We start from the raw sequence: 23,908 nt of genomic DNA, 5'->3' as shown, positions 1-23,908 counted from the left end.
GCGAGGCGTCTCAATGAACGCCCGCGCAAGACACTAAACTTCGGTACGCCGGCTGAACGACTCCATCAAGCTGTTGCGTTGACCGGTTGAATCCACAGGTGAAATCCGCTGCCACGCCGCAATGCCCACGCGCATCCACGAAGAATGCGCATCCAATCGTTAAATGACGGGAATCTAACCGCCACATGACATAGTTCTTTCAGAGCGGCTTCAAGTATTACCGCATCAGAAGCGATGCAATGCTCTTAAATTTTTCAATATCCAATCCAAGCTCCAGACGTTTGCCTTTGCATTGGCGCGATCAACGCAGGAAAAGATTTGTATTCATTACCGTATGAAACTGTATCTTCAATTTCTTCCCCGCCAGTGTTACCTCGTTAACATCAATCTTTCGGGAGGATTACATTTTCGCTCTATACGGCCCGCTGCTCGGGTCCGGGAATAAAATTAAATTGAAAAGACAGTTCTCGAACGCCCCATCCGCTACTTGTAATGTCAGGATGCGAATGAAAGCAGGCATGCCACTCCTCTTGTCCGTTGGCGCAGCCATCTGCCTTGTGCCGGGACAGGTGTGGGCAATACAACTGGCATGGGTTGCCGAGACACCGACTGGACTGGGCATTGATGGCATCAAGGCCGAACGCCGCGACGACGGGGATGAGGTCCAGCTATTGGTGTTGGCGGCCAATCCCCGGCATCACTCGATGAAGCATGTTACGCCGCCGAAGGCGACGAGCCAGCCGCCGGACCGATCGACGCCGGCATCTGCACCGGACAGTCAACAGGCGGGTTGCGAAGATGACAAGAAGACAAGGTCCACTGAACCTGTTGTTCCACAACATGGTGGACCCAATGCGCCCTAGTGCAGGACCATAACCTGGAGATCTAAACGATGAAACAAAAACTGATGGTCGGAGCCTTCATTGCTGCCGTATCGCTGAGTGCGGCGGCGGTCGATATGAGCAATGTCGTTAAAACCTACGATTTGCAGGACGGCTCGAAGGTGCACGTTTTCAAGGACGGCAAGATGGGCATGGAGAACAAGTTCGGCAAGTCCATGAACATGCCGGAAGGCAAGGTCATGGAGACCAGGGATGGCACGAAAATCATCATGAAGGGCAACGAGATTTTCAGGCTCGACGAAGCCCTCAGGAAGGGCCACAGCGAAGGGGGCTGATGCTGCCAGGGCGCGTTGCGCGCCCTACTTCGCCCACTCGGGGGATGCAGAAACGAAAATCCGCAACGGCCTCGTTGCCTGCATTCTCCATTCCTGCCGTTCCCCCGCAAGCAAATGAATCGTCACGGGCTGACTATTCGCCATTGGCGTCATGGCTTCGCTCTGCGATAGCACGACAGCGACGTCGATGCTTTTTTCACCCAGGTTTCGCAAGCTGAGCGAAACCGACTCACCGGTCCGGACGGCACGGCTCGCAGGCTGGCCGTCGAGACGGTCCACCTCCACGACCCACTCCGTCGCCGGCCATGTCTTTCCCGACGCGCCCGGCGCCAGATAGGCGGCCGCGGCAGGTTGCACGTCCGGGATGGGGATGATGTGTGCGTGAGCGACAAGCCCCGATAAGCTCGCCAGCCCAACGATTCCATATCTAATTCGACGCAACGCTTGCCTCCACTGCAGTAAGATTTGAAAGCCCATCGGGTCACTTGCTTCCGCCTCGCGGCGCAAGCTGACCAGCACGGCAGCCCACCCCAGGCAGCGCTGCTGTGCGCGAGGCCCTTGCGCGGGCCTCAGGTCAGTCCGAGGCGACCATGCGGGAACGTCATGGTGAAACGGGTTTTTCCGCCGGAACAGTCCGCGGCAATTTTTCCGCCATGCGCAACCACGATCGCCTTGGTGATCGACAGTCCCAGTCCGACACTGTCCGAATCCAGTCGCGTCCTGGACTTATCTGCCCGAAAAAACCGATCAAAAATGTAAGGAAGCAGATCCGGCCGGATTTCCTCGCCCTCATTCTCCACCACGATCATGGCATCAGTTCCGTGCTCCCGTACAGACACCAGGATCTGACGACCCTCCGCGGTGTAACGCAGCGCATTGGATAAGAGGTTGCTGAGCGCCCGACGCATCATCAGACGGTCGCCCGCTAATTTGGCGTTCCCCTGCAGTTGCAGGTTGACCCCCTTGTCCTCGGCCAGCGCGTCGTAGAAGTCGAAGAGTGCCAGCACTTCATCGGCAATATCGATCGACTCCTCATTGGGCAGCGTGATGCCGTGCTCCATTTTTGCCAGATACAGCATATCCGAGACCATCCGTCCAAGACGCTGCAATTCCTCGGCGTTTGAGGTCAGCACATCGCGATACTTTGCGGCGTCACGCGGCTGGGACAGAACGACATGTGTCTGCGTCATGAGGTTGGTAATCGGGGTGCGCAACTCGTGCGCCAGATCTGACGAAAATTCCGACAACCGTTGAAAATCGTTCTGCAGACGCTCGAGCATCGCGTTCAATGTCGCCGCGAGATCCGCCATCTCGACTGGCACCGCGGCCACCGGCATGCGCGCATCCAATCGGTTCGCCGTCACATCTTTAGCGCGCGATGCCATCATGCGCAGTGGCGCCAGACCGCGGCGCGCAGCCCACCAGCCCAGCAAGCCGCTAGCGAAAGCAGCGAGCGTTGTATAGAAAGCCAAGGACCGGCGGAAGGCATGCATAAAGTGTGCATGAATCTCCGTGTCCATTCCGACGACCACTTTCAAGGCGCCCACATCCGAGCCTAAAACGGGCACCTCCGCTCGCATGCCGCGGTAGTGCTTGGTTTCCTGCTGCCACACGAAGGTGCCTTCGGAGTTCGGCCCCTCGTTCGTAGCGCTCTCCGCCGGCCTGAAATCGAAATCCCGCGTGGCAAAAATCGTCTTGCCTTGCGCGGTCTGCACCCGTGCGACAAAGCCGGGATGGTGCTCCACCAACTCCTGCAGGCGCGCAGGCAGACGTTCCACAGGAGTTTCATCCGCGACGCGTTCAATCAGACGGATGTTGTCCCCCAGCACCACAAAATCTTCGTTGGCGAAGTGCCGGTCCATCGCCAGCCAGATAAGCACGCCAAGTCCGAGCAGGACCACTGCGGAGGAAAGCGAGAACAGGATGGTCAGCCGAACAGTCAGGGACAGACGGTGCCTCATAGAGGATCCTCAGGTGCCTCGAGGACGTATCCCATGCCGCGCACAGTCTGGATCAGCTTTACTTCAAAGCCGTCATCGATTTTTGCCCGCAGGCGCCGGATCGCCACGTCGATCACGTTACTATCGCTATCGAAGTTCATGTCCCACACCTGGGAGGCAATGAGGGATCGGGGAAGCACCTCCCCCCTTCGACGCGCAAACAACTCGAGCAAGGCGAATTCCTTACTGGTCAGCGTGATGCGTCGCCCACCGCGAGACGCTCGCCGCCGGCTCAGATCCAGAATCAGATCGGCCACTTGAATCCGGTCCATCGCTAGTTGCACCGCGCCTCGACGCAGCAGCGTCCTGACCCTGGCAAGCAGCTCCGAAAAGGCAAATGGCTTGACCAGATAGTCATCCGCGCCGAGCTCGAGGCCTCGCACGCGATCGGCAACACTGTCTCGCGCCGTCAGAAACAAGACCGGGACCGCGTTCCCTGACGCGCGGATGGCATGCAGAATATGCCATCCGTCGACGTCGGGCAGCATGACATCGAGGATGATGAGATCGTAGGTTTCATTGACCGCAAAGTGTTGACCATCGAGTCCATTGGCGACCAGGTCGACCACGAACCCCGCCTCGGTCAGGCCCTGCCGGAGATACTCCCCCGTCTTGACTTCATCTTCCACTACCAGCAGTTTCATTACCCAACCTCCTCCCAACGCGATCGGCCGGGTTTTGTTAATACAAATTTTTATCTTCGGCGTAGTCTACCCAGTACGCACCGAGGTGACCCCAACCTGTCCGGAATGTAATGTTCAGGTAAGTCGTCGGTAGCCAGCATCTCGCTACTCTTTGACCTGCCGCAAAAACCGAAGCGGCCATTCAAGCGAAAAGGACTATTTTCATGCGACGTGATCGACTGTCTGGCATCTTGCTGCCCAACCTGCCACGCCGCCGTTTCGTACAAGGTTTGGCCGCCGGCGGGGTAATGGCGGGGCTGAGTGCTTTGGGCGGAACTGCGTGGGCACAATCATCGGGACTCCCCGAAAGCGCTTCATCCGGCACCGCCCCGGTATTGACGGGGACGGAGTTTGACCTTGTCATCGCCGAATCGGTTGTCAACTTTACCGGTACGCCGCGGGTGGCGACAACTATCAATGGGATGCTTCCCGGTCCGACGTTGCGCTGGCGGCAAGGCGACACCGTGACGATCCGCGTCACGAACCGCTTGCACGAGCACACGTCAATCCACTGGCACGGCATCATCCTGCCGTTCCAGATGGACGGCGTACCGGGAATCAGCTTTGCCGGTATCGCCCCCGGCGAGACATTTACCTACCAGTTCAAGGTCGAACAAACCGGCAGCTACTGGTATCACTCGCATTCCGGCTTCCAGGAAATGACCGGTGTGTATGGCGGCATCGTGATTGATCCGGCCACCGGCGTGGACGGTGTGCGAGCCGACAGGGACTACACCATTCTGCTCTCGGACTGGACCGACGAGGACCCCATGCGAGTCCTGTCGAAACTGAAGGTTCAGAGCGACTACTACAACTACATCAAGCCCACCGTCTTCGATTTTTTCCGCGACGTTTCAAACGACGGTGTGAAGAGCGCTTTCGAGAAGCGCAAGATGTGGAACGAGATGCGGATGAATCCGACCGACCTGGCGGATCTTTCCGGTGCCACACTGACCTATCTGACCAATGGCGTTACCCCCGCTGGCAATTGGACTGGCTTGTTCAAGCCCGGTGAGAAGGTACGCCTGCGGTTCATCAATGGGTCCGGGAATACGTTCTATGACGTACGTATTCCCGGCCTGAAGCTCAAGGTCATTCAAGTCGACGGCCAGAACCTGGAACCCGTAAGCGTTGACGAGTTCCGCTTTGGTCCCGGCGAGACCTACGACGTGCTGGTGGAACCGCGAGACGACGCCTATACGATCTTCTCCCAATCCATGGATCGCACTGGCTACGCCCGCGGCACACTCGCGGTGCGCGCAGGACTCAACGCCCAGGTGCCGGCCGTGGACAAGCCCGAGTGGCTCACCATGAGCGACATGATGGGTGGCATGGGTGGCATGGGTGGCATGGACCACAGCAAGATGGACATGGGCGGCATGAACCAAGGCAGCATGGCTGGCATGAACCATGGGGCCATGACCATGGACCATAGCCAGCACGCGATGGGCGGCATGGCCATGGATGCTTCGCTCAAGGTCCCCAGCACGAAGGCTCGGCACGCCAAGACCGAATATGGCGCGAACACGGACATGCGCGTGGACATGGCCAGAACGAATCTCGACGACCCTGGCATCGGTCTGCGTAACAACGGCCGCCGCGTTCTGACGCTGGCCGATCAACATACCATTGGCGGCCCCCTCGACAAGCGCGGTCCTGCTCGGGAAGTTGAACTGCACCTCACCGGCAACATGGAACGCTACTCCTGGTCAATCGATGGTGTTGAGTACGGCAAATCCACACCGGTCCGTTTCAAGTACGGTGAACGACTGCGCGTGATTCTGCACAACGACACGATGATGACTCACCCGATGCACCTGCACGGCATGTGGAGTGAGCTCGAGTCGCCTGACGGTTCGTTCCAGGCCCGGCGACATACCATTCCGGTCCAACCTGCGCAGCGGATCAGCTTCCTGGTAACCGCCGACGCATTGGGCCGCTGGGCATGGCACTGCCACCTTATGTTGCACATGGATGCCGGGATGTTCCGCGAAGTACTTGTGGCCTGATCCGACTCTCTTCAACCGACTACCAGATCCCATGTACAAGTACACACGAATTGCAGTCGCCGCCCTGCTCACTGCAGGAATGAGCGCCGCGTGGGCACAGCACTCGCATTCGCCCAACAGTTCAAACAACGATGGTGCGCCGGCAAACGAAGCAACGCCGGATTCACGCCCCCAGAAGGCGACAGCCCCAACCGCGAAGAAGCAGGGCTCAACGCCGAGCGCAGGACAAGGCTCAATGCAGGGCATGGACCACAGCAAGATGCAGGGCATGGACCAGGGCTCGATGCAGGGCATGGACCACAGCAAGATGCAAGGCATGGACCAGGGCTCAATGCAGGGCATGGACCACAGCAAGATGCAAGGCATGGACCAGGGCTCGATGCAGGGCATGGACCACAGCAAGATGCAGGGCATGGACCAGGGCTCGATGCAGGGCATGGACCAGGGCTCGATGCAGGGCATGGACCACAGCAAGATGCAAGGCATGGACCAGGGCTCAATGCAGGGCATGGACCACAGCAAAATGCAAGGCATGGACCAGGGCTCAATGCAGGGCATGGATCATGGCGCCATGCAGATGCAGGGTGGAAGCGCTCCGCCGGACGCCAGAGATCCAGATGCTTATTCCGACGGCGCAAAGCTCGGCGTCGGCCAATACGCGATTGGCCCCAGCCGGTCGCTGCATATGGCGGACGAACATATCTTCGCGTCCGTTCTCGTTGATCGCCTTGAATGGACCAAAGGCAACGAAAGCAATGCGGCATCCTACGAAGCGCAGGCGTGGATTGGGAATGCGTTCAACAAGTTCGTGATCAAGGCAGAAGGCGAGGTGGAAAAGGGCAAGGTTCCCGAAGCCCGCACCGAACTGTTGTGGGGACACGCCATTGCCACGTATTGGGACACCCAACTGGGTGTCCGGAACGACGCCGGCTATGGGCGCCCTGCACGCAACTGGCTTGCGTTCGGTGTGCAAGGGTTGGCGCCTTACTGGTTCGAAGTCGAGGCAACCGGCTATGTCGGCACCGAGGGACGAACCGCGCTGCGCCTTTCCGGTGAGTATGATTTGCTGCTGACCCAGAGGCTGATCTTGCAGCCCAGGTTGGAAGCCAGCCTGTACGGCAAGAACGACCCCGAAATCGGTATCGGCAGTGGCCTTTCCAGCGGCGCTGTCGGAGTGCGATTGCGCTATGAATTTAGCCGGCAGTTTGCGCCGTACATCGGTATCGAACGCTCGCAAAGCTTTGGCAATACCGCAAACATGGTCCGAGCCTCCGGCGGTCGCAGCGGCGAGACGCGCTTCGTCGCGGGTATTCGCATGTGGTTCTGATCGTCTTTATCCTTTCTCACCCCACCAGCAATTGGAGTTTTTCATGCAAGCATCACGCCTCACTATTCGTGCGACCCTCGCGGCTGCCGCATTGCTCGTCAGCTCCGTGGCCTTTGCGCACCCGAAGCTGCTCACATCGACACCCGCTGACAAGGCGGAAGTCGCCGCTCCCCAAAAGATCGAACTGAAGTTCTCGGAGAATCTTTCGACGCAGTTCTCAGGCGCAAATCTGCTGATGACCGGCATGCCGGGCATGGCTGACCACTCGCCGATGAAGATCGCAGCAAAGGTCGCCGGCGGCGACGATCCCAAGACCATGGTGGTCACGCCTACGCAGCCGCTCAGCCCCGGCAACTATCGTGTGGAATGGCGCGCTGTGTCGTCCGACACCCATCCGATCAACGGCAATATCACCTTCACCGTCAAGTAAGCTGCAATGGACTGGGCAACTGTCGCAGTGCGTTTCGCACTCTATCTAGATCTCGCAGCGCTGTTTGGCCTTCCGCTGTTCGCCTTGTATGCATTGCGCCAGGAGGAGCGGCGGTCACCGATCGGTGCCTCCTTTGCAACTCTTTGCAAGGTGGCCGCAACGCTCGGTATCGTCCTGTCGTTCGTGAACATCGCCGTCATGGCGAAGGGCATGACGGGCGCCGCTTCGTACACGGAACTTCAAGGCCACGTTTTCGAGATGATTGTGACCGGGACCGCGTTCGGTACGGCCTGGATTGTTCGTGTGGTTGCCCTGTTCCTGTGTCTGCTCGCCGCGCTCTTCCTGCGTAATCGGCCGCTGTCCCAGTTCAGCGCCATAACAGGCGGTGCCGCGTTCGCGCTGGCAACCTTGGCGTGGGGAGGGCACGGCGCGATGGACGACGGCGTGAAGGGCTATATCCACCTTGCATCAGACATCGCACACCTGATCGCAGCCGGCGCATGGTTCGGTGCCCTGATTGCCTTCGTTGTGTTGTCCCGCACGGCCGCAACCCCCAACAAGGTGGCGCTACTGAGCCGGACGTCCAATGGATTCGCCCAGGTCGGCACGATGGTGGTTGCCACCCTGGTGGTCACCGGCGTCGTCAACTACTGGATGATTATTGGGTTGCAACTGCCGGAACTGAGCCTGGCGTCGTACGGTGGCCTGCTGCTATTCAAGCTAGCACTCTTCGGCATCATGCTGCTGCTCGCAGCGGCCAACCGTTTCCATCTCAGCCCGCAGCTTGAACATGCGGTTCGCACCGGGGATCACGTGGTCGCCGTACGCACGCTGCAACGCAGCCTGACGATCGAGACCGGCGCCGCGACGCTGATCCTGATTCTGGTTGCATCGCTCGGCATTCTTTCCCCCATGCAAATGTAAGACCCGTCCAATTCAGAGGCTGAGTCGATCCGACTCGGCCCATCCCTAACATCCCACCACCGAGGTTCGCCATGAAGACACTCGCGCTTTCTCTCATCGCTGTGGCCTTTGTACCGTCGCTGGCGACAGCCGCCCCGAGCAATGACAGCTCGGCCACGCGCAAACCGGCTGCATCGGTCGCAGGACAACCTGGCGTTAGTGCCAAGGCCACGCGTACGGTGGACGTCACGATGAACGACACCATGCGATTCTCGCCCGACGCGATCCCGGTGAAAGCGGGTGACACCATCCGGTTTCAGGTACGCAATGCCGGGATGATCGAGCACGAGATGGTGATCGGCACGACGGCCGAACTGAAAGAGCATGCAAAAATGATGCGGGAGATGGCCGGCGAAAAGCACGCTGCCCCGAACAAGCTCACGCTCGCACCGGGCGCACAGGGAACTCTCGTCTGGCGGTTTGAAAAGCCTGGAACGGTCGATTTCGCCTGCCTGGTGCCCGGCCACTTCGAAGCCGGTATGGTCGGCAAGGTCGTTGTGAGAAAATAGCGCGGCACGCGACTAACCACTCCCGCCAAACTGACCGATGGCCTCCAACCTGTGATGACGACAGGCATGGAGGCCGTTCTTGTTTCTCGACAGGCTAGCGACCGATGTACTCGTTGGTCGCCTCGCGCTGGGCGGCCTGCATCTTCTCTGGCCAGGTGCTTTTGATGTAGGCCAGTACTGCAACGATGTCCTCGTCTGACATCGACGACTTGAAGGCCGGCATGTCGCTGACATAATTGCTCGGCGCAGAGACGCCTGGTACCAATCCATTCTTCGTGAGCGAGAACAGTATCGCGTCCGCATGGTGCCAGGTATGGCCTGACGCGTCGTGTGGTGGGGCCGGCAGCCGCCCACTTGGCAGCCTATCGCGCCAGTTCGGCTGCCCTTCCAGTTTGGCACCGTGGCACGCCGCACATGCCTGCGCATATAGCTGCCTGCCTCGCTCCACCCGCTGTAAATCCGATGTGTCGATGCGCAATTCACGCCCACTCCGTGCCCGATCGGGGATTTGCGGTGTCTCCAGATAGCGTTTGGCCTGCAGCGCGATGACCGTCGCGGCGACGGTACCTAACCCCAGGAGGCCGATGATCCTCCAGCGCGGCTTGTTGGATTCTTCCATGCAGCATTGTCTGGCGGCATTGGTGCCGCCAGCTCTGATTTCTTTAATCTTGGGAGAAGGGCTTGCCCTGGAAATCCACCGTGACCAGGCCGCCGTTCAGCTTGCCCATGCCCGGTGCGTTGGTCGGCATGCCAGGCACTGCGACGCCCTTGACTGCGCGATTGGCCACCAGTTTCTGGATAGCGGAGGCCGGCACATGCCCCTCAATGACCTGGCCGCTAGTTTCCAGCACGGCGGTGTGGCAGGAACTGAATGAGGCCGGCACCCCAAGCCGCGTCTTTACCGAGGTCACATCCGTCGAGTTGATCACCTTGGGGGGGAAGCCGGCTTGATTGATGTGCTTCACCCACTCTTCGCAACAACCGCAGTTAGGATCCTTATAGACCGTCATGGCAGGCGCCGCGGCATACGACGCGGCACTTCCTGCCAGGATGGCAGCGGCAAACAGGTATTTCATTAAAATATTCCTTGTACAGAACTTGCAACAACGATCGGCTCGCGTCAGACAGCCGTCCGCCTGAGCCTCAGCGCGTTGGAAATCACCGATGCGGAACTCAGGCTCATCGCGAGCGCCGCAATCATGGGGGACAGCAGCAACCCGGTAAACGGGTACAGGACGCCAGCGGCCAAGGGCACGCCAAGCGCGTTATAGACAAAGGCAAATGCCAGGTTTTGCTTCATGTTACGGATCGTCGCTTCCGAGAGGTTTCGGGCCCGGGCGATGCCGCGCAAATCGCCCTTGACCAGGGTAACCTGGGCGCTGTTCATTGCAACATCGGTCCCGGTGCCCATGGCGATACCCACATCGGCCTTGGCCAGTGCAGGTGCGTCATTGATCCCGTCACCCGCCATGGCCACCACGTCGCCAGCGTCCTGCAGTTGCGTCACCAACGCAAGCTTGTCGGCGGGCTTCACTTCCCCACGGAACTCGTCAATGTTCAGATTGGTGGCCACCGCTTTCGCTGTGGCGAGGCCATCACCGGTGGCCATGATCACGCGGATACCCTCGTCCCGCAGACTCTGCAACGCTTCTGGTGTCGAGTGCTTGATAGGGTCCGACACGGCAAGTAGCCCAGCCAGCGTGCCGTCAACGGACAGATACATGACGCTCGCTCCCTGTGCGCGCAGGTCCTCGGCTTGCGCACGCAACGGCTCAACCTGGACACGCTCCTCCTCCATGAGCGCCGTGTTGCCAATGGCCAGCCTTTCCCCCCCCACTTTGCCTCGAACGCCAATCCCTGTGCTTGATTCAAAATTTTCTGCCTTCTCCAGGGTCAACCCTGCATCCCGTGCGGCGGAAACCAGCGCGGCGGCTAGCGGATGCTCGCTCCCTTGGTCAAGACTTGCGGCGAGCCACAGCACCTCTTCGTCGCCATAGCCGTTGATCCCCACAGATCGCGCAAAGGCGGGTCGGCCCTCGGTCAATGTACCGGTCTTGTCCACAATCAGTGCGGTAACCTTGCGAAGGTTTTCGATCGCCGCCGCATCCCGAAATAGCACGCCGTTCGCAGCACCCTTACCGCTTGCGACCATGATGGACATCGGCGTGGCCAATCCAAGCGCGCATGGGCACGCGATAATCAGCACGGCGACCGCGTTGATCAGGCCAAATACCCAACTCGGCTCGGGGCCGAAGAGTCCCCACGCGAGAAACGTGGCCGCCGCCACACCAATGACTGCGAGCACGAATACCCCAGCAACGCGATCCGCCATGCGCTGCATCGGCGCCTTCGACCGCTGTGCCTGGGCAACCATCTGGACGATCTGGGACAACATGGTCTGCGCACCGACCTTCTCCGACCGAATGATCAGGCTGCCCGAAGTGTTGATCGTCGCGCCAATGACGTGGTCACCCGCGCGCTTTGAAACCGGCATCGGCTCGCCCGTAATCATCGATTCGTCGATGGAGCTGCTACCTTCCGTGACGACGCCGTCCACGGGTACTTTTTCGCCGGGCCGGACCCGCAACAGGTCTCCCACGTGAACGTGGGTCAGGGCCACATCCTCCTCTTGTCCGTCGGTGCCAATGCGGCGGGCAGTTTTTGGTGCCAGGCCGAGCAGAGATTTGATTGCGGCGGAGGTCTGCGAGCGCGCCTTGAGCTCAAGAAGCTGCCCGAGCAGGGTGAGCGAGATGATGACCGCGGCGGCCTCAAAATACACGCCAATACGCCCATGCGCGGCGAACGCGGGCGGGAAAACGCCCGGCGCAATCGTCGCCACCACGCTATAGATATAGGCAGCACCAGTTCCCAGCCCAATCAGGGTCCACATGTTCGGACTGCGATTGACGAACGATTGCAGGCAGCGTTCGAAAAATGGCCAGCCCGCCCACAGGACGACCGGCGTCGCCAGAACAAACTCCATCCAGCTTTGCATGTCGGGTGACATCAAGCCCAGCCGAGACCCGAACATCGCGAGTACAAAGACGACTGCGGTCAGCGGCAGCGTCCACCAGAAGCGGCGTCGAAAATCCGTCAGCTCTGGATTTTCGCCGTCCTCGATATCCGGCAACAGCGGCTCCAGCGCCATCCCGCACTTCGGGCAGTTCCCGGGACGATCCCGACGAATCTCCGGGTGCATTGGGCACGTGTAGATGGTCCCTTCCGGCGCGGCAACCGGTTCCGTGGTATCAGAGGTCTTCACCCCCACATACTTCGCCGGCTCCTGCAGAAACTTCTGATGGCAGGAGTTGCTGCAAAAGTAATACTGCTTGCCATCGTGTTCGGCTCGGAATTTTGACTCCGTCGATACGGCCATTCCACACACCGGATCTTTCAAGTCGGCCTCGGACGCGCGATTGCCATCGCATTGCGAGCTATGCCCGGCATGCGAATGGTCATGATGCGCGTCATGATCGCCTGGCGACGCTCCGCCGTGCGCAGAGTGCTCGTGTGGCGGGAGCGGGCTACGGTCATTCATTGTGCGACTCCTGTATTCCGACGCGCTGTTCGTTTGCCTCGTTACCTCTCGCCGAGGATGAATTCCGGTGACGCCCGGCGTGATGGAAATGCATCAACGGGCACAGCAACACTAGCCCAAAAGGCAACATCGATGCAAGCCGCTTCCAGTCCGAGGCAGCGAAAGCGAGCGCGACGATCGACACGGCCCCAAGAGCAAGCCCCGCAATCGCACGCCGGTTGAACCCGGTCTTCGACCCAGCATCCTGTACTACGTGGGAATCCATGACGTCACCTTTCAGACAATTAGCCAAGCCACGACCCGACAACGCTAACTCGATACACCATAATCCTTCCCGCCATGGGAAGGTCAAGTTCGCTTGCGATCGTTTTGGCGCACAGTATTCCGGGTCCGCGGTGATACACTGCCCGGCAAAAAAGTGACGCCATGACAGACACCACCCGAACCCTCATCGAACGCTGGAAATCCGATCCAAGCGGCACCTATCAAACCTGGTTCCTCTGGCCTAAACGCCTCAAGAATTTCAGATCCATCCGGCGCGGGATCGGCGCCGTCGTCGAGGAAATTCACGCAGGCACCTTTGGCAATGCGTACCGAGGATCGTCGCTGGAGACCGTTGTCGCTTCGGTTGCCGAACAGCGGCAGATCTTCAAGGGTGCCGATCACGCGTTTCTCTGGAAGCCGAAACTGCGCATTCCCGATATTTACGAGAACGCCGACAACCAGCGTGCGTTCGCAAGGTTGCTTCACACGTGCAATTGTTGCGATACCGAAGCAGAGATGCTCACCGCGATCCAGCGACTGAGCGGCGTGGGGATCAAAGGCCTCGGCCCCGCCGTCGCCAACCTGCTCTATTTTATCCACCCCACCCTGCTTCCACCGTTCAATACAGCGATCGTGAACGGCTACAACGCCCTGACCGGTGCGGCAGTCAAGCTGGGCAAGTGGGATCACTACCTTGCGATGCGCGATCGCATCCTGGCGCTCAATCATCGCTATCGTGATGTCCTTTCCAATGATCTTGGCGCGCTGGCCGGCCTGTTATTTGACGTCGGCACAGGGCGTTATCCCGCTCCGCCATGCAACGATCTGCCCGGCGAGGTCAGCGCGTGGGAAGACGATCTGGCCAAGGTCAGGGAACAGGCGTCCGCACTCGCCAAGCAGATCCAGGCAGACAAACTTGAAGATGCCACGCATACCGAAGTCCAAGGCTGGCTAAGAGATCTCGGGAAGTCGCTCGGCTACGCGGTTTGGATCGCGACCAACGACCGGGGGCGCGAATACAATGGCGAGCCCCTTAGTCTTGGGTGTTTGTCCGCCTTACCGGCGACGCTGCTCGTCTCGGGCGGTGAGACGGTCCCGCTGATCGACGCGGTCTGGCTGGATCCCGCAACCCTTGAGGTGGCCGCCGCGTTCGAGGTCGAGCATTCGACATCGATCTACTCCGGCATCGTGCGGCTGCTGGATCTTGCCCTGGGCACCAGTCAATCCGCCACCAAACATCTATTCCTCGTGGCGCCAGATAACCGCGAAGCGGAAGTCCGTGCGCAACTCAGCCGGCCGGCATTCAGCCGTGTCGCGGAACTCAACATGCGATACGTCCCATACTCCAGCCTTCGCGAGCATCGGGAGAACATCGCACGCTTTGGCATGGGCATCAAGCCGATCGAGGCGATCGCCAAATCCTTGTAGTTCGCGCTTCACGGCCGGCGGGGCTCCAGAATGCACAACGCCCATGGACGACACCGAGCCTTATTCGGTGCGCCATGGGCGCGTGCCGTCTCAGCCAGGACCTTGACGATCAAGCGCCGTCAGAGAACGTATCGCGGGTTCCGATGGAATGTCCGCCGTCGGTGAACGGGTCACGCGTGCCCATCGAATGCGCACCATCCGTGAACGGATCGCGCCCCCCCATCGAGTGGCCGCCATCAGTATAGGGATCGCGCGGGGAAGTTACCCCGGCGTTCGCGACTCCTGCCGTTCCACCAAGCGTGGCGACTGCCAGCACCAGCAGGACACTCTTCTTCAGCGTTTTCATCGCAATCTCCAAGAGGTTGGGTTCAGCGAACCGTTGATATACAGCTTACGTGACGGTTGCCGACCCCAGCCTGACCGGAACATGACAAAACAGACAGGTGCGCTGTTGGCACTGTCGCCGGGTCAACCGCCGATGTAGAGTTCGCTCTGCTCGATGTACACCCAGACGCCCTGGCCACCAGGCAATTCCGGGAAGAGCACGTTGAGGGCAACGGCCTTGTTACGGTCCAACTGCGCAAAAGCGAAAGTGATCTCGCTCGCCCCACTCTTGAACGTTACGGTCTCGCCCGAATCGACATTCACATACTTCAGGCCCGGCGCAACGTCGACGACGCGCGAGGTGCTTCCCGCCGGCGCCTCGCTGCCGAACAGGGAAGCCTCCGGACCGGGCTTGATAGCGGACAACGAAGAGAGACCGGCTCTGGCGCCATGATCATGCTGTGCAGCCACTTGAATCTGGGCCTGCTGTGACCACCCGGCTGGGTTGGTGGATTCGAGTTTGTCAGCGCTCCATGCAACGGAGGTTGCGAGAAGTGCGGCGACGCCGAGCATGAACGACGCGATCGAGGGCTTTTGAGATGTCATGATGTTCTCCTTATAAGTTTCGGGCCTAACCCTTGCCAACGATGTTAGCCATCCAGCCCATACGAACACCTTACCCACCCGTTACAACTCGGAAAGCTCCGCGAATAGCGCAACCGAGATTGTCAGCGTTGCGTTAGCCTTCCAGACGCTTACGCCAAAGCCTCGCGTCACGATGCATCGTGACCTGTTCCGACGGGCTAGTGGCACCGATGCGATGCCCATCTCAGACCGAAGGACGAGAACCTTTTTTTGCTGCTTCAACATGCTTATGGCTTGCCCCACCCCAATTTCCCTGTCACCGCCTTACGCTCTTATCGAGTGGCTGCGGTCCCTGCCATCGGCCGTTAGCCGTGAACTGCTCCAGGACGCCGTCTCGCCGATGGCTTCATACATGCCAGGCCTCCTCGGAAGTGCGGGAGAACCTGACGTCGACGCGCTGTCGAGCTGGCTACGTAGCAGCAACGACGAACTGCCTGTCGTCACCTGGTCCAAGGTCGTCGCCCTGCGAGCCCATTTGCAGTGTTTGCTGGCGGAGCGCGGCAAAGACGCGTGGTGGGCGCACAGACGCGAAGGCCTGCAGCGAGCTCTGGATGAATTGACGATCGGCAGCAAAGACGGGCATCCTGCCCGATTGCCGGCGGAGCTCCAGTTCTACCTCGCGTCGCTAGCCGCCGAGAGAAGAATCTGGGCGGATGCCATTCGCCAGTGGTACGGCCTGTGTGCGACACAGTTGTCCGACTCCGCGCTCGCGAAATGGGTAATCGCTGAAGATCGCCGCCGATTTGCAGCTCCTCGCAACGAGACCTAGTTCACCCCAAAGCTTTCTGCAGTTGTAATGGGAGGGTCATCTGTAGGTTCGGTTGGCCGGACTAGACTGACATTGTCGAATTGCTAGGGCGTATCGCGCCCCCGACCGTCGTGCCCATTGCGTTCCGGCACACGCGCAGACGATCCTTGTCCAAAGGGGGACCGGATCATATTGAATAGAACTCAACAGGAGGCAACTCATGAAACGCACCACTGCGGCCCTGTTCGCTCTCATGGTCTCGATCATCGGTATCGGCAGCGCCATTGCAGAAACCGCGCGCAATGCTGAGCGTGGACAGATTCATCGACCGAGGGATCCGTACACGGACGGCGCCAAAGCCGCGGACTTCGATGTGTACGGCGGTGGTGCAACGATTGAGCATCGCGTGGGAGAAGACATCGCGAAATAGCCCATCCAGGAATGCAGCGAAGATGCCAGCCTCGCGGCGTCTGACTTGTACGAACACAGGACACGATATCGGCCCACTCCTCCACTGGCCCTCGTCTTCGCATCGCTGGGTCCGATATCCTTGAAATCTGCCGTTCCCCCGGTGGAACCCTTAGCGGTTGCTTCGATCTGGGCAACCGCTCTTTTTTTTGCGAAACGATCCTCCAGACGACTGGGGACTGGGGACTGGGGACTGGCACAGCATCGACCTATCGACAGGTATCGCTACGAACGCCGAGCTACGAGCTGTGACCGGCAGGGGCCGCCGACACGGCCGCCCGGTTGCGCTTTCTCAAACTGTTGGACAGGTTGTGCCGCCACCTGGTCCTCGTTGACCTGCGTGCAGCCAACCCTGTTGCGGAGCTGATGTTGGCCGACCAATGGCTTCAGGACGATCCCGAGTGCCTCTACCTCTCCGAGGAAGTGGATGCACGCCTGCAGGAATTCGTACAACCACTAAGCGGCGACAACCCCACGCAACTGCGATGCCGCGCGATCGTTGCATTTTTTCTCGGCACGGGTGTCACTGCCGGCGAGGGTAGAATGACCCGCGTGCAAGACCTGCTCCCCGACGCGGCGCCCCTCTATTTGCATGTGCCGGCGAAATCCCAGAAATTGCCTCGCACCATCGACCTTGAGTCCTTTTCCGTCGCGCCGTTGTCAGCATGGCTGGCCATCCGCCGCAAGGCACCCGTCTATGGCGACCTGCTGTTCACCCTAAAGCGCACCGGCACCCCCATCACGTACATGAGTCTTGGGAAGATCGTACGCGAGGCCTTCGATGCCATCGGCTTCGACGTGGTGGATATGAGCCCGCGGATTCTACGCAACACGTACTGCCGACGCGCCCTCCTCCAGGGGCTGCGGCGTGACGAAATCACGCGACGCCTCGGACTATCGAGCAATCGGACAGCGGACCGCCTCGCCCAGACCATCCGCCGATAGCATGCTGAGCTTGCGCTTTTCGCGGATGGCGTGATCTTCCTGAATTGAGCGCGCCTGCACCGCGAAGCAACGTCAAAGGAAATCCGCGATTGGCCGCATCCTAGCGCTCGCCACCAAGCCGCTACCGGCATCGAGCTGCAAGCCGATAGGCCCAGGGGCACATTGCCGCGCCTGAGCTTAACAGGATCGTAACGCGCGCATCATGCTTGCGTGAGGCACGGGAAACTACAGTGTTCGCAGGCTGGAGAAGCCGTGCATAAGCGCGGCAAAGAAAACCATGATGATCCGACGATGCATACTAATGGCCGCTGCCGGGGCCTTGTTGGCCTCGCATGCCATGGCGCAGGCCGCCCCGGCCTCACCATACAGCTTGAGCGTGGCTGTGCTGCCGAGCAGATCCGAGGCGTGCAGCCACGTGGCGCCCCACACGGTGAAGACGTGCAGCGATGGCGCGAACGCGGGAAGATACCTGTCGTCTTCTGATGGCGCCCCGCTGTAGCCGCGCCGTGGTAACCGAATCACCGGGGCTGTGCTTCGTTATGTCATCTCTAGCTGAGATGGCAAGAGGTGACCGGCCAAGCCTGACATCCGGGCTGTCTGTCATTGAGATGCTTCGCGACTCCAGCCACACTGCCTCGTGCTCCTGCGGCGCTACGGACACATCAGCGACCAGCCGCCTCACCGCGGCATCCCGGCTATCCGGCCCGCAATAGTGGATCCGACGGATGACAAGGCAAGGAGACCTTGCCGCGCATTCACAAGCGGTGCTGATACATCGCCTTCAGCGTGATGCCCGCCGCAGGAAGGTAACTCGTGTTGTTGCCGTTACCAGCAGTTGGCTGTAGAGCGGATAGTAGTAGCAGTTCAGAAGGTTATGAATCCCGACCGCCACGATGGCATGACATATTCGTCAAGACGTTTTTAAATTCTATACCGTCAATAATTTCCGGAATACGGCAATGTCTCTATGAATGTGTACAAAAAAAGGACCACCGATATGGTGGCCTCAAGCTCTCTTGTTGTTAGCAAGGGAGTGTCGATCTTGAAGAATTCGATTAGAACTTGTGACGTACGCCGATGACCGCGCCAACCTGGTTCTTGCCCGGCGCGACACTGGTAGGTGCACCCGAAAGCGAGTTGTAGCCGTTCAGGCCGAGCTGCGAGCCATTCTTGTTCCTCGCATAGGCCACGTTCATATAGACGTCCGTGCGCTTCGAGAAGGCATAGTCGGCCGACGCCACGAACATGAGCGGATCGGCACTGGAGTTGCGCGTATCCGTGTAGTAGGCAGCGCCCGTCAGGCTCAGCGCCGGCGTCATGCTGTAGCGCAGACCGGCCCAGTACAGGTTAGCCCCGCTGGCAGCCAGCGTGCCGGCGTTACCATTGAACCAGCGATACCCCAGGAAGGCCTTCGCGGGACCGAATGCATAACTCGCACCCACCAACGCGCGACGGTCCTTTCGTTCGTCCGTTGCCACAGTCGAGCCGCGGAACTCGTCATAGACCGCGCCAACGGCGAGACCGCCGGTCTCGTACATCAGCGAGATGCCGATGTTACGATCGACTTTGAAATTTCCGGGGATCTCGCCCCCACCTGTGCGGCTGAAGCTGTACAAGGCGGTGGCGGTCAGGCCACCGAACGTTCCACGATACTTGACCGCATTGTCGGCGCGACCGGCAATAATGTCATCGCTGCGATACAGCGAATAGCGCGGTGCGAAGCCCATGGGGTCGAGTTGCAGGCCCACGTCGTAGATCGGCGTGGTTTGGCGACCCAGGGTCACCAGACCATACTTGCTGCCCAGGCCAACCAGGGCGGCCCGGTCAAACAGTCGAGGGCTGCTGCTCAGCACAGCCGTATCCAGCGAGAAGCCGCTTTCGAGTTCGAACACAGCCTTGAGACCGCCGCCGAGATCCTCGCTACCGCGTAGACCCCAGCGCGACGTCGACATATTGCCGGAACTCATGCGGACCAAGTTCGATCCATTGCTAGCAGAAGGCGCGTTGCTGAGGTACTCAATACCCGCATCCGCGACACCGTAAAGCGTCACGTTGGACTGCGCGAACGCCGTGCCCGCAATCAAACTGGCTGTCGCAGCCACGACTCCACATCGAATCTTCATTTCACATTTCTCCTTCAAAGGTAGGCCCTGCAGTGATCGGGAGAATATTAGATTGAATATTACGCATACCTTGCAGGGCGATTACTTGAACATTTTTGGTTGTTAAATGACAACGACCATCTATAAATTTATCGTTTACCACTATGCCTTGATCTCAGTATTTTTTGAATTCCTATACCGATGCGTACCTATATCATCTCCGCATCACGTCCAATTCTTTCTTACTTCCGACGATGCAATGTCAAGGGGCGCGGGAGAATGTTCCACCGAATCCGCACGCCGCACAGCCCTGACGACAACATCCATAGACCTCGTTGCATCCGAGACCCTTCGGAATGGGATACCCTCCTCATCCATCTCTCTAGCGGGGGTATAGCCCGCAACGAGATAGAGCGGCCGGCGCTTGGCTTCGTTGAACAGACGGCCCACATATTCGCCAAGGATGCCCAGGAAGAAGAGTTGCAGTCCGCCAAGCATCAACACGACGGTCATCAGGGACGGATAGCCTCGCACCGGATCGCCGAATAGCAGCGTTTTGCCAACGGTATAGAGCGCCATCCAAAACGCCGGGACAGCGACGATCAAGCCGACCGACGTGGCGATCCGCAGAGGAATTGTCGAGAATCCCGTGACGCCATCGATCGCGAGCTTCAACAAGCGGCGGTAGTTGAACTTCGTTTTTCCCGAAGCGCGCGCATCCCGGTCGTAGAGGATAGAGGTCTGTCGGTACCCAATCCACGCGTACAGACCTTTCATGAAACGGTTCTGTTCGCGGAGCTGGCCGATGGCCGCGACCGCGCGCTGGCTCATCAGACGAAAATCGCCGGTGTCGGCGGGGATGTCGATGTCACTCACCTTCCCCATCAGGCGATAGAAGCAGTGGGCCGTGGCTTTCTTCAGGAAGGATTCGCCCTCCCGGGTCCGCCGGGTCGCGTAGACGACATCGAAACCTTGCTCCCACTTGTTAATCAGGGTGGGGATCAGTTCCGGCGGATCCTGCAGATCGGCGTCGATGACGACGACGGCGTCGCCGCACGCGACATCCAATCCCGCGGTCAATGCGGCTTCCTTGCCGAAATTCCGGCTCAATTCGATGATGCCGACTTTCTCATCGGCGCCCCGTATTGTCCTGAGCACATCGAGGGTCCGATCCCGGCTTCCATCGTCCACGTAGATAACTTCCGACGTATAGGGAAGGGTTCCCAGGACGGCGCCGAGACGCGCATGGAACAGGGGCAAGACCTGCTCCTCATTGAAAATGGGAACGACCACCGATACTGTTCCCTGCAACCGCTTATCCGAACTCATCGTGACTCCCTGTTCAGGAACGTCCAATTGGCATGCAATGTGTAGTTGATGAGCATGAGGAGAAACGTGGACAGGACCTGTGCGAGAAGGTAGTGAAGCCCCGCCCGCAGTCCGATCCACATGAACGCAGCGTTAAGCCCGAAGGCGAGCACCGAGACTGCTAGGAATCTCGCAAAGCGCGACGAAGCATCCGACGCGCGCACGAACACCCACCGACTGCTCAGGAAATAATTCGTCAGGAGCCCCGCCACGCTGCCGACAATCGAACCCAACAATGCAATATCCCCCTGCCTAACAAGCAGGATCAGCACGAGGTAATGCACGCCGGTCGCGGTCGCGCCGGTGACCAGGTAGCGGAGAAATTTGGACGACACTGTCATCGCTTCTCCAAGAGCACCGTCGTGCCCCTACGCGCCACCACCAGACTCTCAGGCCCCAGGTCTGGGGACAGTTGCGCATAGGTTGCCTCGCGCATAACGGCGAGCTTGTGTCCGGGCTCGCCCCAGCGCGGCAGGAATGTCGCGTAGCTATCGATCCACCGCTGGGGCTCGACAGAATAGCCAAGATCCAGCTCGTCCCTGGCAACCACCACCTGGGGAAGCATTCCGGAGTAGAACGCCAGGCCCCTATCGATCTGCCCGACGTTGAACAGTTCGGTATCGGCGCGGCGCAATGCCTTGACGGCTAGGCCAATCGGCTTGATCGACAGGGATTCGAAGGCCATGGATGCCACGAGCCCCAGCTGAAGGCTGCCAATCGATGCAAGAGCTGCCACTGCAACGGCAATGCCACGTCGACCTGACAGGGCAAGGGCACCGGCAACCAGCCCGCCAACCACCAGGGCGCCGATGGTTAGCGTGCTCCAGAAGGAGAAATGACGAAGATCCGAGATCCCGCGCCTGAGCACCTTGTCCGATAGCTCGGGGATCCATTGCAGTCCCGCGATCAGGATGCCGAGTATGACCATCAGCGAGCATCCGACCACTACCCATCTCGTGCGCACGCGCAGGATGGCGTCACCAACGAGCACGGCGAGCGGCGGAAATGCCGGCAGGATATACAGGGGCAGCTTCGATCGCGAGACAGAGAAGAAGACAAGCACAATCAGCGTCCACACCAACAGGAATAAACGCGGGTCAAATGTCCCCGAACGCCTCGCAGGTCGGTAGCGCTGCCAGACTGTGGCGGGGATGACGCCGGCCCACGGCAGCATTCCCGCGACCAGCACCGCGGCGAAGAACCAAGCAGGCTTGTTACGGGCATGAACGGAGGAAGTGAAGCGCGCAAGGTGTTCGTGGACGAAGAAATAATTGAGAAATTCCGGATTGCGAACCGACACTGTGACGATCCACGGGAGCGCGAGGACGCACGCGAACAGCCCCCATATCCAGAAGTCGCGACGTCTGAACAGTCCGAACTGCCTGGTGAGCACGGCGTAGACCACAATGGTCGCGGCGGGCAGCACGATCGCAATCAATCCTTTGGCAAGGAAGGCCAGTCCCAACAGGCCCCAGACGAGCGGATAGAGGCGTCTATCGGCATTCCTTGCCGCCACCGCATACACAAGGATGGCGTTGCCTAGCAGTGCGGCGACGCCGATATCTGTCGTGGTCAGGTTGGAGCCTAGTATCCATAGCGGCGAGCCGGCCAGCACCAGGGTGGAGGTGAGCCCCACTCGCCGCCCGAAGAGTGCCGTCGCCGACCAACCGGCGACCAGGATGGCACTGGCCCCGATCAACGAACTCCAGAGTCTCGCGCTCCATTCACTGACGCCAAACACCGCAAACGCCGCCGCGGTCGCCCAATACTGAAGTGGCGGCTTGTCAAAGAACTTGACGCCGTTCAGCCGAGGGGTCGCCCAGTCGCCCGAGACGAACATCTCCCGGGCAACTTCGGCGTAACGCCCCTCATCCGGCTCGTAGAGCGGCCGGATCGAAAGGGTCGCGAACCATAGCAAGATGGCAATGACAATGAGCGAAAACCAGAGAACGCGAGACTTCACGAAGGCTTCCTCGCGGCGACAAGTAGGGAGCCGCCTAGCGAAAACCTCAGACCGGCAAGAATCAACTGTCGCTCGGCGGCACAGATGCCGCCGAAAATGCGGTTAAGCGTCGTGCCAATTCGGAAGCCGTCGTCCACAGCGTCCTTGGGCGGCTTGAGCCTTTGCTGCAATCTCGAGAGCGCCATCGCCGGCAGAAGCAGCGACATGAAGGAGGTGGCGTAGACGGGCTGGAATCCGGCGGCCCGCACCTTGCCAAGCAACTCACTGTATGTGTAGCGTCGCTTGTGCTTCGCCGCATCGTCAAGATGGCTCCACAGGCTAGGATGCTGGGGCACGGTAAGGATGAGGCCGCCGCCAGCGCGACAAGCCCGGTACATCTCTGCCAAGACACGCTTATCGTCGTCGACGTGTTCGATCACATCGAACGCCCCGATCACATCAAAGGCAGCGGTAAAGGGCAGCGCGCGGGCGTCCATCTGGATGAACTGGGCGTTGGACTTGTTGCGGGCCGAGGCCAGTGCCTGCAGCGACGCCTCCCCACCGCAAATGCGCGCATGCGGAAAGCGCTGCTCGATGGCCTTGAGGTTCTCGGCGGTCCCGCACCCGATGTCCATGAAGGACCTGAGTGTCGGGAAATGGCTCTGCAGGACGTCAAGAATCAGCCGCCGCCGATGAACGAACCAAAAGTGTGTGGCTTCGAGCTTTTCGTACTCCTCGAAGAGAGGTTCGTGATAGCCATCATGGTCGGCCAGCATGGCCGGCGCCATGCAGACCAATCCATCCTGACTCATCGGTTGCCAGCCGCACGCGGCGCAACTCCAGATTTCGTGCTTGATAGGGGCTCTGCACTGAATGCATGCGCGCATGGTCGTCTCCCGTTCGAGGTTCCTGCTCCACGCGTTGGCTTGCCGACGCACGGGCGAGGTTGTCCCACGGCAACGCGTCAACGCGATGACGTGGCAAGTGAATTGAGATACCTAGGTACTAGGCAGCAAGGCGTCGCAATCCGATGAGGGC

General features: G+C 59.7%; 26 protein-coding genes. 11 read left to right on the top strand and 15 right to left on the bottom strand.

Annotated features, from left to right (window positions below):
• Window positions 1-518 precede the first annotated feature (518 nt).
• Window positions 519-863, top strand: coding sequence for a Cu(II)/Cu(I) resistance protein CopM (locus tag AC1RKI_RS28925; protein WP_133428603.1), 345 nt, complete (start codon window positions 519-521; stop codon window positions 861-863).
• A gap of 29 nt (window positions 864-892) precedes the next feature.
• Window positions 893-1,177 carry a periplasmic Cu(I)/Cu(II)-binding protein CopK gene (gene copK / locus AC1RKI_RS28920; RefSeq protein WP_008652571.1) on the top strand — a complete coding sequence of 95 codons (285 nt, stop codon included), beginning with the start codon at window positions 893-895 and terminating at the stop codon, window positions 1,175-1,177.
• Window positions 1,178-1,201: 24 nt separating this feature from the next.
• On the opposite strand, the gene AC1RKI_RS28915 is transcribed toward copK, so the two are convergent.
• From AC1RKI_RS28915 to AC1RKI_RS28905, 3 genes are read right to left on the bottom strand one after another with little or no spacing between them, the layout of a single operon-like run.
• Entirely contained in the window at window positions 1,202-1,696 is a 495-nt protein-coding gene (locus tag AC1RKI_RS28915; protein ID WP_011514844.1) for a hypothetical protein, read from the bottom strand.
• Between the two features lie 50 nt (window positions 1,697-1,746).
• Window positions 1,747-3,138: a heavy metal sensor histidine kinase gene (locus tag AC1RKI_RS28910; RefSeq protein WP_008652574.1), complete on the bottom strand. Its 1,392-nt coding sequence runs from the start codon at window positions 3,136-3,138 to the stop codon at window positions 1,747-1,749.
• Window positions 3,135-3,821, bottom strand: a complete 687-nt coding sequence (locus AC1RKI_RS28905; RefSeq protein ID WP_008652575.1) for a heavy metal response regulator transcription factor — start codon at window positions 3,819-3,821, stop codon at window positions 3,135-3,137. The genes AC1RKI_RS28910 and AC1RKI_RS28905 overlap by 4 nt, the downstream gene beginning before the upstream one ends.
• 203 nt (window positions 3,822-4,024) lie before the next feature.
• Between AC1RKI_RS28905 and AC1RKI_RS28900 the strand changes: the two genes are divergently transcribed.
• The 5 genes from AC1RKI_RS28900 (at window position 4,025) to AC1RKI_RS28880 (ending at window position 9,098) form a co-directional block, all read left to right on the top strand.
• Window positions 4,025-5,869 carry a copper resistance system multicopper oxidase gene (locus AC1RKI_RS28900; protein WP_011229403.1) on the top strand — a complete coding sequence of 615 codons (1,845 nt, stop codon included), beginning with the start codon at window positions 4,025-4,027 and terminating at the stop codon, window positions 5,867-5,869.
• 388 nt (window positions 5,870-6,257) lie between these two features.
• Window positions 6,258-7,196: a copper resistance protein B gene (locus tag AC1RKI_RS28895; protein ID WP_492919066.1), complete on the top strand. Its 939-nt coding sequence runs from the start codon at window positions 6,258-6,260 to the stop codon at window positions 7,194-7,196.
• Window positions 7,197-7,239: 43 nt separating this feature from the next.
• On the top strand, window positions 7,240-7,626 hold the full coding sequence (gene copC / locus AC1RKI_RS28890) for a copper homeostasis periplasmic binding protein CopC (RefSeq protein ID WP_008652096.1): 387 nt from the start codon (window positions 7,240-7,242) through the stop codon (window positions 7,624-7,626).
• A 6-nt stretch (window positions 7,627-7,632) separates the two neighbouring features.
• A complete protein-coding gene (copD, locus tag AC1RKI_RS28885) occupies window positions 7,633-8,550 on the top strand; it encodes a copper homeostasis membrane protein CopD (protein WP_008652092.1) in 918 nt (305 codons plus the stop codon).
• A 71-nt stretch (window positions 8,551-8,621) separates the two neighbouring features.
• Window positions 8,622-9,098: a cupredoxin domain-containing protein gene (locus AC1RKI_RS28880; RefSeq protein ID WP_011229401.1), complete on the top strand. Its 477-nt coding sequence runs from the start codon at window positions 8,622-8,624 to the stop codon at window positions 9,096-9,098.
• Window positions 9,099-9,192: 94 nt separating this feature from the next.
• Here the strand turns inward: AC1RKI_RS28880 and AC1RKI_RS28875 are convergent, their stop codons facing one another.
• From AC1RKI_RS28875 to AC1RKI_RS28860, 4 genes are read right to left on the bottom strand one after another with little or no spacing between them, the layout of a single operon-like run.
• Entirely contained in the window at window positions 9,193-9,717 is a 525-nt protein-coding gene (locus AC1RKI_RS28875; protein WP_011229400.1) for a c-type cytochrome, read from the bottom strand.
• Between the two features lie 43 nt (window positions 9,718-9,760).
• A complete protein-coding gene (locus tag AC1RKI_RS28870; protein WP_011229399.1) occupies window positions 9,761-10,174 on the bottom strand; it encodes a DUF411 domain-containing protein in 414 nt (137 codons plus the stop codon).
• Between the two features lie 44 nt (window positions 10,175-10,218).
• A complete protein-coding gene (locus tag AC1RKI_RS28865) occupies window positions 10,219-12,636 on the bottom strand; it encodes a heavy metal translocating P-type ATPase (protein ID WP_011229398.1) in 2,418 nt (805 codons plus the stop codon).
• The gene (locus AC1RKI_RS28860; RefSeq protein WP_008652085.1) at window positions 12,629-12,901 is read right to left on the bottom strand and encodes a DUF2933 domain-containing protein; all 273 of its coding nucleotides are present in this window, start codon (window positions 12,899-12,901) and stop codon (window positions 12,629-12,631) included. Before AC1RKI_RS28860 ends, AC1RKI_RS28865 begins: the two co-directional genes overlap by 8 nt.
• Before the next feature lie 161 nt (window positions 12,902-13,062).
• On the opposite strand from AC1RKI_RS28860, the gene AC1RKI_RS28855 reads away from it, so the two are divergent.
• Window positions 13,063-14,328 carry a type II restriction enzyme NmeDI-related protein gene (locus tag AC1RKI_RS28855; RefSeq protein ID WP_008652084.1) on the top strand — a complete coding sequence of 422 codons (1,266 nt, stop codon included), beginning with the start codon at window positions 13,063-13,065 and terminating at the stop codon, window positions 14,326-14,328.
• A gap of 109 nt (window positions 14,329-14,437) precedes the next feature.
• Here AC1RKI_RS28855 and AC1RKI_RS28850 read toward each other — a convergent pair whose 3' ends face one another.
• Together AC1RKI_RS28850 and AC1RKI_RS28845 are read right to left on the bottom strand one after the other, a co-directional pair.
• A complete protein-coding gene (locus AC1RKI_RS28850; RefSeq protein ID WP_008652083.1) occupies window positions 14,438-14,674 on the bottom strand; it encodes a hypothetical protein in 237 nt (78 codons plus the stop codon).
• A 122-nt stretch (window positions 14,675-14,796) separates the two neighbouring features.
• Window positions 14,797-15,258, bottom strand: a complete 462-nt coding sequence (locus AC1RKI_RS28845; protein WP_011229397.1) for a CzcE family metal-binding protein — start codon at window positions 15,256-15,258, stop codon at window positions 14,797-14,799.
• A gap of 391 nt (window positions 15,259-15,649) precedes the next feature.
• Here AC1RKI_RS28845 and AC1RKI_RS28840 point away from each other — a divergent pair, with 391 nt between their 5' ends.
• From AC1RKI_RS28840 to AC1RKI_RS28830, 3 genes are all read left to right on the top strand, one after another.
• Window positions 15,650-16,066: a copper resistance protein CopE gene (locus AC1RKI_RS28840; protein ID WP_223277382.1), complete on the top strand. Its 417-nt coding sequence runs from the start codon at window positions 15,650-15,652 to the stop codon at window positions 16,064-16,066.
• Between the two features lie 199 nt (window positions 16,067-16,265).
• Window positions 16,266-16,475, top strand: coding sequence for a hypothetical protein (locus AC1RKI_RS28835; RefSeq protein WP_008642736.1), 210 nt, complete (start codon window positions 16,266-16,268; stop codon window positions 16,473-16,475).
• A gap of 404 nt (window positions 16,476-16,879) precedes the next feature.
• On the top strand, window positions 16,880-17,458 hold the full coding sequence (locus tag AC1RKI_RS28830) for a site-specific integrase (protein ID WP_223277383.1): 579 nt from the start codon (window positions 16,880-16,882) through the stop codon (window positions 17,456-17,458).
• Between the two features lie 225 nt (window positions 17,459-17,683).
• Here the strand turns inward: AC1RKI_RS28830 and AC1RKI_RS28825 are convergent, their stop codons facing one another.
• The 6 genes from AC1RKI_RS28825 to AC1RKI_RS28800 all read right to left on the bottom strand — a co-directional run bounded on the left by AC1RKI_RS28825 (window position 17,684) and on the right by AC1RKI_RS28800 (window position 23,646).
• The gene (locus AC1RKI_RS28825) at window positions 17,684-17,980 is read right to left on the bottom strand and encodes a hypothetical protein (RefSeq protein ID WP_008642731.1); all 297 of its coding nucleotides are present in this window, start codon (window positions 17,978-17,980) and stop codon (window positions 17,684-17,686) included.
• Between the two features lie 533 nt (window positions 17,981-18,513).
• A complete protein-coding gene (locus tag AC1RKI_RS28820; RefSeq protein WP_008642729.1) occupies window positions 18,514-19,581 on the bottom strand; it encodes a porin in 1,068 nt (355 codons plus the stop codon).
• 204 nt (window positions 19,582-19,785) lie between these two features.
• On the bottom strand, window positions 19,786-20,889 hold the full coding sequence (locus AC1RKI_RS28815; RefSeq protein WP_011229396.1) for a glycosyltransferase family 2 protein: 1,104 nt from the start codon (window positions 20,887-20,889) through the stop codon (window positions 19,786-19,788).
• The gene (locus tag AC1RKI_RS28810) at window positions 20,886-21,269 is read right to left on the bottom strand and encodes a GtrA family protein (RefSeq protein WP_011229395.1); all 384 of its coding nucleotides are present in this window, start codon (window positions 21,267-21,269) and stop codon (window positions 20,886-20,888) included. The genes AC1RKI_RS28815 and AC1RKI_RS28810 overlap by 4 nt, the downstream gene beginning before the upstream one ends.
• Window positions 21,266-22,891: a glycosyltransferase family 39 protein gene (locus AC1RKI_RS28805; RefSeq protein WP_011229394.1), complete on the bottom strand. Its 1,626-nt coding sequence runs from the start codon at window positions 22,889-22,891 to the stop codon at window positions 21,266-21,268. The genes AC1RKI_RS28810 and AC1RKI_RS28805 overlap by 4 nt, the downstream gene beginning before the upstream one ends.
• Window positions 22,888-23,646, bottom strand: coding sequence for a class I SAM-dependent methyltransferase (locus tag AC1RKI_RS28800; protein WP_227461554.1), 759 nt, complete (start codon window positions 23,644-23,646; stop codon window positions 22,888-22,890). The genes AC1RKI_RS28805 and AC1RKI_RS28800 overlap by 4 nt, the downstream gene beginning before the upstream one ends.
• Between the last annotated feature and the right edge of the window lie 262 nt (window positions 23,647-23,908).

This window comes from Cupriavidus sp. GW822-FHT06G04 (assembly GCF_058799075.1).
The sequence above is the reverse complement of the archived record's forward strand: the minus strand, read 5'-3'. Positions and strand labels throughout refer to the sequence as shown.

Bases quoted from the DNA above. Each gene is read 5' to 3' on its own strand.
- AC1RKI_RS28845 (WP_011229397.1), bottom strand. From the start codon at position 15,258: ATGACATCTCAAAAGCCCTCGATCGCGTCGTTCATGCTCGGCGTCGCC.
- AC1RKI_RS28850 (WP_008652083.1), bottom strand. From the start codon at position 14,674: ATGAAAACGCTGAAGAAGAGTGTCCTGCTGGTGCTGGCAGTCGCCACG.
- AC1RKI_RS28800 (WP_227461554.1), bottom strand. From the start codon at position 23,646: ATGCTGGCCGACCATGATGGCTATCACGAACCTCTCTTCGAGGAGTAC.
- AC1RKI_RS28810 (WP_011229395.1), bottom strand. From the start codon at position 21,269: ATGACAGTGTCGTCCAAATTTCTCCGCTACCTGGTCACCGGCGCGACC.
- AC1RKI_RS28925 (WP_133428603.1), top strand. From the start codon at position 519: ATGCCACTCCTCTTGTCCGTTGGCGCAGCCATCTGCCTTGTGCCGGGA.
- copK (WP_008652571.1), top strand. From the start codon at position 893: ATGAAACAAAAACTGATGGTCGGAGCCTTCATTGCTGCCGTATCGCTG.
- AC1RKI_RS28895 (WP_492919066.1), top strand. From the start codon at position 6,258: ATGGACCACAGCAAGATGCAGGGCATGGACCAGGGCTCGATGCAGGGC.
- AC1RKI_RS28820 (WP_008642729.1), bottom strand. From the start codon at position 19,581: ATGAAGATTCGATGTGGAGTCGTGGCTGCGACAGCCAGTTTGATTGCG.
- AC1RKI_RS28830 (WP_223277383.1), top strand. From the start codon at position 16,880: ATGTTGGCCGACCAATGGCTTCAGGACGATCCCGAGTGCCTCTACCTC.
- AC1RKI_RS28840 (WP_223277382.1), top strand. From the start codon at position 15,650: ATGCCAGGCCTCCTCGGAAGTGCGGGAGAACCTGACGTCGACGCGCTG.
- AC1RKI_RS28905 (WP_008652575.1), bottom strand. From the start codon at position 3,821: ATGAAACTGCTGGTAGTGGAAGATGAAGTCAAGACGGGGGAGTATCTC.
- AC1RKI_RS28865 (WP_011229398.1), bottom strand. From the start codon at position 12,636: ATGAATGACCGTAGCCCGCTCCCGCCACACGAGCACTCTGCGCACGGC.
- copD (WP_008652092.1), top strand. From the start codon at position 7,633: ATGGACTGGGCAACTGTCGCAGTGCGTTTCGCACTCTATCTAGATCTC.
- AC1RKI_RS28855 (WP_008652084.1), top strand. From the start codon at position 13,063: ATGACAGACACCACCCGAACCCTCATCGAACGCTGGAAATCCGATCCA.
- AC1RKI_RS28870 (WP_011229399.1), bottom strand. From the start codon at position 10,174: ATGAAATACCTGTTTGCCGCTGCCATCCTGGCAGGAAGTGCCGCGTCG.
- AC1RKI_RS28910 (WP_008652574.1), bottom strand. From the start codon at position 3,138: ATGAGGCACCGTCTGTCCCTGACTGTTCGGCTGACCATCCTGTTCTCG.
- AC1RKI_RS28815 (WP_011229396.1), bottom strand. From the start codon at position 20,889: ATGAGTTCGGATAAGCGGTTGCAGGGAACAGTATCGGTGGTCGTTCCC.
- copC (WP_008652096.1), top strand. From the start codon at position 7,240: ATGCAAGCATCACGCCTCACTATTCGTGCGACCCTCGCGGCTGCCGCA.
- AC1RKI_RS28875 (WP_011229400.1), bottom strand. From the start codon at position 9,717: ATGGAAGAATCCAACAAGCCGCGCTGGAGGATCATCGGCCTCCTGGGG.
- AC1RKI_RS28860 (WP_008652085.1), bottom strand. From the start codon at position 12,901: ATGGATTCCCACGTAGTACAGGATGCTGGGTCGAAGACCGGGTTCAAC.
- AC1RKI_RS28900 (WP_011229403.1), top strand. From the start codon at position 4,025: ATGCGACGTGATCGACTGTCTGGCATCTTGCTGCCCAACCTGCCACGC.
- AC1RKI_RS28835 (WP_008642736.1), top strand. From the start codon at position 16,266: ATGAAACGCACCACTGCGGCCCTGTTCGCTCTCATGGTCTCGATCATC.
- AC1RKI_RS28880 (WP_011229401.1), top strand. From the start codon at position 8,622: ATGAAGACACTCGCGCTTTCTCTCATCGCTGTGGCCTTTGTACCGTCG.